The sequence below is a fragment of the Pseudomonas sp. P4_C8 genome, from assembly GCF_056401975.1.
The window spans coordinates 122,110-128,109 of record NZ_JBFUIH010000010.1; the positions used below are offsets into that span (position 1 = coordinate 122,110).

4 protein-coding genes are annotated in these 6,000 nt (G+C 59.3%); 3 read left to right on the forward strand and 1 reads right to left on the reverse strand.

Going from position 1 to position 6,000, the window contains the following annotated elements:
• The first annotated feature begins 251 nt into the window (after window positions 1–251).
• The 3 genes from AC1DWM_RS08980 (at window position 252) to AC1DWM_RS08990 (ending at window position 3,840) form a co-directional block, all read left to right on the forward strand.
• On the forward strand, window positions 252–587 hold the full coding sequence (locus AC1DWM_RS08980) for a hypothetical protein (protein ID WP_223518557.1): 336 nt from the start codon (window positions 252–254) through the stop codon (window positions 585–587).
• 225 nt (window positions 588–812) lie between these two features.
• On the forward strand, window positions 813–2,093 hold the full coding sequence (locus tag AC1DWM_RS08985; RefSeq protein WP_223518556.1) for a serine/threonine transporter: 1,281 nt from the start codon (window positions 813–815) through the stop codon (window positions 2,091–2,093).
• Window positions 2,094–2,187: 94 nt separating this feature from the next.
• The gene (locus AC1DWM_RS08990) at window positions 2,188–3,840 is read left to right on the forward strand and encodes a SulP family inorganic anion transporter (RefSeq protein ID WP_477795051.1); all 1,653 of its coding nucleotides are present in this window, start codon (window positions 2,188–2,190) and stop codon (window positions 3,838–3,840) included.
• A 183-nt stretch (window positions 3,841–4,023) separates the two neighbouring features.
• Here AC1DWM_RS08990 and AC1DWM_RS08995 read toward each other — a convergent pair.
• A partial coding sequence (locus AC1DWM_RS08995; RefSeq protein ID WP_477795052.1) for a bifunctional aconitate hydratase 2/2-methylisocitrate dehydratase occupies window positions 4,024–6,000 on the reverse strand: 1,977 nt, incomplete at its 5' end.

Here is a 6,000-nt window from a genome sequence, read left to right on the forward strand (position 1 = left end):
GTACGCAGGCGCCCAGAGCGGCCCATCCAGGAGGAGGCGAACACATGTCAGCCAAGAAAATTTGTCGTAAGGAAGCCCGGTCGTCTATCACTCGAGTCATGGACGTCACAATGATTTCGACAACAGTGGGCAGTGCCGCTTTCGCGAATATGATTTTCCCTGGCCTTGGCAGCACCATAGTGGGTGCTGTTCTAGGCGCAGTTTTTGGTTTTCGAGCTACAAAATCGGCCTGATATCAAGGATAGGGCCCTATGGCACCGGACCAATTCAGCTGCTCGATTATCAGCAGCGTTCTTTGCATTGCTCTCTATCTGGGACTGTGCCGGTACTACAAACAGAAAGCAGACCTGACTCATGGGGTGATCATCGCGATATCAATGACGGGCTTGGTCGCAGCCTGTGCCCTTGGATCGCTCACGATGTCCTCAAGCCTTGAGCAGATTGGTGTGTTTCGGGATCATAAGCCGAGTATTTTAATCGGCACTTTGGCGATGATCTGGGTTTCGGTGACAACGGCGCATCAGTCTGTGATGCATCCTGTTCGATCAGGCAAGCGTCACTCTCCTGCGCAACCCGATGCACCCTGAAATGTCCATGTTTCGCTACGCGGTGCCAAATCCGGCTCACTCCCTCACGGTTGGCGAATCTTCCTATAGCCACTGATCCGCACCACCACTCCTCAGCTAAGTATTTGCTTTTATTCATTAAACCCGGACAATCGCGCCCCTGTTTCGGCCAGGGCGCTGCCTGTCGGGTTTTTCCGACTCGTCCTGACCGGGTAGCAACTGACCGGAATGTGGAGATCCCACCGGATGAATGATCAGGCCAATAGCGTCGACAAACGCTATGTAGCGGCGGCACCAGCGACTCTTTCGAGCTGGAATCGTCATGACACCACCTGGATGCTGGGCCTGTTTGGCACGGCCATCGGGGCAGGCACGCTGTTTTTGCCGATCAACGCAGGGCTGGGCGGTTTCTGGCCGTTGCTGGTCCTGGCGGTGTTGGCGTTCCCTATGACCTTCTACGCACACCGTGGCCTGACCCGCTTCGTGCTGTCCGGACGCGAAGGCGCGGACATCACCGAAGTGGTGGAAGAACACTTTGGCATCAAGGCCGGTGCGTTGATCACGTTGCTGTACTTCTTCGCGATCTTCCCGATCCTGCTGATTTACAGCGTCGCGCTGACCAACACCGTGGGCAGTTTCCTTGAGCATCAATTGCACATCACGCCGCCACCGCGCGCGGTGCTGTCATTGGTGCTGATCCTCGGCCTGCTGGCGGTGGTGCGTTGCGGCGAGCAGGTGATCGTCAAGGCCATGAGCCTGATGGTGTATCCGTTCATCGTGGCGTTGCTGTTCTTGGCGGTGTTCCTGATTCCGCACTGGAACGGCGGCATTCTGACCACCGCCAGCACACTGCCTGAGCCGTCGGCGCTGCTGAACACCTTGTGGCTGGCGATTCCGGTGATGGTGTTCTCGTTCAACCACTCGCCGATCATCTCGGCGTTTGCGGTCGATCAGAAACGCCGTTACGGCGACCACGCCGAAGAGCGCAGCTCGCAGATCCTGTCCCGCGCTCACCTGTTGATGGTGGTGATGGTGCTGTTCTTCGTCTTCAGCTGCGTGCTGACCCTATCGCCAGCACAACTGGCCGAAGCCAAGGCGCAGAACCTGTCGATTCTGTCGTACCTGGCCAACCATTTCAGCAACCCGACCATCGCCTTCGCGGCGCCCTTGATTGCCTTTGTGGCAATTTCCAAGTCGTTCCTGGGCCATTACATCGGTGCCAGCGAAGGCCTGAAAGGCCTGATCGTCAAAAGCGGCAAACGCCCGGCGCCGAAGACCCTGAACCGTATGACCGCTGCGTTCATGCTGGTGGTGTGCTGGATCGTTGCCACGCTGAACCCGAGCATTCTGGGGATGATCGAAACCCTCGGTGGCCCGATCATCGCGGCGATTCTGTTCCTGATGCCGATGTACGCGATCCGCAAGGTGCCGGCGATGGCGCGTTATCGCGGGCAAGCGTCCAATGTCTTCGTGACAGCGGTGGGCCTGGTGGCGATTACTGCGTTGATTTACTCGCTGACCGCGTGATCGTTCGGCCTGCTCGCACAGCGCCGAATTGACAGCTACAGTGGCCGCTGCACGTAATACGTGCAGCGGTTTTTTTTCGCCTGGAGTCACCGGATTGCCGAGCGCCTCACCCCCCAATCTCACCGAACAACCCAATCGCTGGCGAGATTTGCTGGCCGGGTTGTCGATTGCCGGGCTGTTGTTGCCCGAAGCAGTCGCCTATTCGAGCATTGCCGCCGTGGCGCCGCAGGCCGGGGTGATCGCCTTGTTTGCCGGTTTGCTGTGTTATGGGCTGTTCGGCACCAGTCGTTTTGCCATTGTGTCGGCTACCTCTTCGTCCGCAGCGGTGCTGGCCGCCGCCACCGCAACGCTGGCCAACGGCGCCCCCCAGTTGCGTTCGACCCTGGCCATCGGCCTGGTACTGATGACCGGCGCGTTCTTTTTGTTGGCCGGGCTGTTCAAGCTAGGAAGTGTGACGTCATTCATTGCCAAACCGGTGCTGCGCGGCTTTGCCTTTGGCCTGGCACTTACCATCATCCTCAAGCAAGTTGCCAGTGTGGTCGGCGTGCATCTGAGCGACGGCAATCTGGTGCGGTTTCTGCCGCAACTGCTGGAACAACTGCCGCAATGGAATGGGGTGGCGGCGAGTGTCGCCGCCGTGGCATTGGCCTTGTTAGTGCTCTTTGCAAGATTTCGACGCTTGCCGGGCGGTTTGCTGGTGATCGTGATTGGCATCATTGCCAGTCAGTGGCTGAACCTGCCGGCGTATGGGGTGAAGTTGATTGGTGTGATCGATTTGAGCCTGGAAGTGCCCCGGTTGCCGGTGTTGCCCTTCACTGACTGGTTACGCTTGGGCGAATTGGCCTTTGCCATGGTGATGATCCTGTACGCGGAGTCATACGGTTCGATCAGTTCGTACGCGCTCAAGCACGGCGACCGGATCTCGTCGAGCCGCGACCTGCTAGTGCTGGGTGCGTCTAATCTGTTGTCCGGATTGTTTCATGGCATGCCGGCAGGGGCAGGGTTCTCGGCAACGTCGGCCAATGAAGCGGCGGGTGCCACTTCACGGCTGGCCGGTGGCGTGGCGGCGCTGGTGGTGTTGCTCATCGTTTTGACGGTATTGCCTTATATCGCCCTGACCCCGGAGCCGATTCTCGCCGCCATCGTCATCCATGCCCTGGCCCGAGGCTTGAGCCTGCAACCGCTGGGACGGTATTTCATCTGGCGGCGCGACCGGTTGCTGGTCATCTGCGCGGTGGCGGCAGTGCTGGTGCTGGGGGTGCTGGACGGTCTGCTACTGGCGGTGGCGATCAGTGTGGTGCTGATGCTCAAACAAATGTCAGCGGCGGATATTCAGATCCTCGGGCGCATTGATGGCGGCCATGACTTTGTCGACCTGCAACGCCATCCGACGGCGCAAACAGTGCCAGGGGTGTTGATCGTGAGGCCGGGGGAAGCGTTGTTCTTTGCCAACGTCGAGCGGATCCTGGGTAGCACGATGCGTTTGATCCGCCATTCGCCAACGCCGATTCACTCGGTGATTCTCAGCCTGGAGGAGTCGCCCGATCTGGATGGCACCAGCATCGAGGCGTTGCAGGAGTTTTTTGTGCGGGTGCAGGTGGAAGGGAAGCGGTTGGTGCTGGCGCGGCTCAAGGATTCGGCGCAAAGCGCGTTGGCGGTGTTACCCGAGGTGGCGGGTACACAAGTGACCCTCAGTGACCTGAGCGTAGATGGCGCGGTACAACAAGCCCTCAAGGCTGGCGCATAACCCTGTAGGAGTGAGCCTGCTCGCGATAGCGGTGTGTCAGTCGATACTGATATTGAATGTAAGACCGCTATCGCGAGCAGGCTCACTCCTACAGGGGATTTGTGTCAGGGCATATTCATGTCGCAGGCATAAAAAAACGCCGCGCATCTCACGATGGGCGGCGTTTTCTATGGCGTTGTAGCGTTAGGCTTGAACGACCGGAATGTTGGCGTTCGCAGCAGCTTCACGGAACTCGGCGATCTGGTCGAAGGACAGGTAGCGGTAGACATCGGCCGCCATGCTGTCGATCTTGCCAGCGTATTCCATGTACTCCTCGACGGTCGGCAGGCGACCCAGGATGGAAGCCACGGACGCCAGCTCGGCCGAGGCCAGGTAGACGTTCGCGCCGTCACCCAGACGGTTCGGGAAGTTACGAGTCGACGTCGACACTACGGTGGCGTTTGGTTCTACGCGAGCCTGGTTACCCATGCACAGCGAGCAGCCCGGCATTTCCATGCGCGCGCCGGCCTTGCCGTAGATGCCGTAGTAGCCTTCTTCGGTCAACTGGTGAGCGTCCATCTTGGTCGGCGGCGACAGCCACAGACGGGTTGGCAGCTGACCTTTGACCTGATCCAGCAACTTGCCGGCCGCGCGGAAGTGACCGATGTTGGTCATGCACGAACCGATGAACACTTCGTCGATCTTCTCGCCAGCAACGCTGGACAGCAGACGGGCGTCGTCCGGGTCGTTTGGCGCGCAGAGTACAGGCTCTTTGATGTCGTTCAGGTCGATTTCGATGATTTCAGCGTATTCGGCGTCAGCATCGGCAACCATCAACTCAGGGTTGGCGATCCAGGCTTCCATCGCTTGAGCACGACGTTCCAGGGTACGCGCATCGCCGTAGCCTTCGCCGATCATCCAGCGCAGCAGGGTGATGTTGGAGCTCAGGTACTCGGTGATCGACTCTTTCGACAGCTTGATGGTGCAACCGGCAGCCGAACGTTCAGCCGAGGCGTCGGACAGCTCGAAAGCCTGTTCGATGCTCAAGTTGTCCAGGCCTTCGATTTCCAGAATGCGGCCGGAGAAGGCGTTCTTCTTGCCTTTCTTCTCAACGGTCAACAGGCCAGCCTGAATCGCGAAGTAAGGAATGGCGTGAACCAGGTCACGCAGGGTGACGCCCGGTTGCATTTTGCCTTTGAAGCGCACCAGGATCGATTCCGGCATGTCCAGCGGCATAACGCCGGTGGCAGCGGCAAACGCAACCAGACCGGAACCGGCCGGGAACGAAATGCCCATCGGGAAACGGGTGTGCGAGTCACCACCGGTACCGACGGTGTCCGGCAGCAGCATGCGGTTCAGCCAGCTGTGGATGATGCCGTCGCCCGGACGCAGGGAAACGCCGCCGCGGGTCATGATGAAGTCTGGCAGGGTGTGGTGGGTGGTCACGTCGATCGGCTTAGGGTAAGCCGCGGTGTGGCAGAAGGACTGCATCACCAGATCAGCGGAGAAGCCCAGGCACGCCAGGTCTTTCAGTTCGTCACGGGTCATCGGACCGGTGGTGTCCTGGGAACCCACGGTGGTCATCTTCGGTTCGCAGTAAGTACCAGGACGAACGCCTGCTACGCCGCATGCCTTGCCGACCATTTTCTGCGCCAGGGTGAAACCCTTGGTGCTTTCGATCGGGGCATCCGGTTTCTTGAACAGGTCGAACGCTGGCAGACCCAGTTCGGCGCGAGCCTTATCGGTCAGGCCACGGCCGATGATCAGCGGAATACGACCGCCAGCACGGACTTCATCCAACAGCACCGGCGTCTTCATTTCAAAGGTAGTGATGACTTCGTCGGTACCGTGCTTGCAGACTTTGCCAACATGCGGGTACAGGTCGATCACGTCGCCCATGTTCATGTTGGTGACGTCGAATTCGATTGGCAGGGCGCCCGCATCTTCCATGGTGTTGTAGAAGATTGGAGCGATCTTGTTGCCGAAGCAGAAACCGCCAGCGCGTTTGTTCGGCACGTAAGGCACGTCATCGCCGAAGAACCACAGCACCGAGTTGGTRGCGGATTTACGCGASGAACCGGTACCGACCACGTCACCGACGTAGGCGATCGGGAAGCCTTGGCCGCGCATTTCTTCGATCTGCTTCATCGGGCCGGTGACGCCTTGTTCGTCCGGCACGAT

Excerpts from the sequence above, each read along its gene's own strand:
- AC1DWM_RS08980 (WP_223518557.1), top strand. The coding sequence starts at position 252 with ATGGCACCGGACCAATTCAGCTGCTCGATTATCAGCAGCGTTCTTTGC.
- AC1DWM_RS08985 (WP_223518556.1), top strand. The coding sequence starts at position 813 with ATGAATGATCAGGCCAATAGCGTCGACAAACGCTATGTAGCGGCGGCA.